Source organism: Rhizobium sp. Leaf453 (assembly GCF_001425605.1).
Classification (GTDB): Bacteria; Pseudomonadota; Alphaproteobacteria; order Rhizobiales; family Rhizobiaceae; genus Pararhizobium.
On sequence record NZ_LMRG01000025.1, the window covers coordinates 1 to 1,048 of the forward strand.

Below are 1,048 nucleotides of genomic sequence, written 5' to 3' on the forward strand. Positions count from 1 at the left end.
AACGTGTCGATACTCGTTAGACATAAGCCTGTCCTCAAGCCTGTGCTTGAGCCTTTCTGCTTATGCCGACTGTCCGGTCGAAATGGGGGGCAGTTCAGCGTCTTCGTAAGCGGGCCACCCTTCGTTAATCCGGGTGTCCAGCTCGGCATAGTGTATCAAGAGCGGTGCCTTTATTCGGGCAACATCATCGGCAGGAGGCTGTCGGCCGTAAAAGGGTACTGCAGCTCCAAGCTCTGGATAAGCCACTGCTGGGCGTTGGAAACACCGCCGCCGTAGCAAAACCCGGTGATGCCGACTTTGCCACTCGCCTGCTCGTGTTTCATCATTAATTCGATCGCTGCAAAGAAGTCGTTCATCAGCTTCTGTGGATCGACTTGCGACTGCAGTTCCCGGCCTTTTTCGTCATTACCTGGATACCCACCGACTGAAGAAAGTCCGTCGGGAGCGAGAGCGATAAAGCCCGCTTTGGCGAGACGGCGTGCAACATCCTCAATATAGGGGTTGAGACCACGGTTTTCGTGAACGACAACAACACTTGGGAGTTTGCCCTCCAGCCTGGCCGGCTTGACCAGGTATCCGCGTATGGCCTCGAGCCGACGGATACGTGATGTATTCAGCTACAATGTCTGGATCGGTAAACTCCACTTGTTGCGCCAAGGCATAATTGGGAGAAAGGGTAGCAACTAGCGTTGCTGCCGTTACCCCTCCGACTGCGAATTTCGTGGCGCGGTCGAGAAATTCACGCTTAGTGATTTTTCCATGAGCATAGAAATCATAGAGTTCGAGCAATTCTTGAGGAAAGTCTTTTGCAGTCAATCGAGCCGTATCGCTCCCCTTAGAGAAACGCTGATTGTGCTCAAGTCCGATCGCGCTATCGCACAGAAATCTTAAAATATGTTCGTGTAAAGCTTTTCAGTTCCATAATTATCCTTATGAAACTCAAGAATGTAGCCGGGTGGGTTCAATGATGAAGTGCGACTTGCGAATGATACCGATGGGTTGTCAATCGCAAGGAAGCTGCAATGAAACGCACCTACTCCCATGTCGA

Annotated in this window: 1 pseudogene; it reads right to left on the reverse strand. The window is 51.5% G+C overall.

The annotated features are described in order from the left end of the window. Positions 1-96: 96 nt before the first annotated feature. A pseudogene (yghX, locus tag ASG68_RS21495) lies at positions 97-867 on the reverse strand (YghX family hydrolase); the annotation flags it as partial. Between the last annotated feature and the right edge of the window lie 181 nt (positions 868-1,048).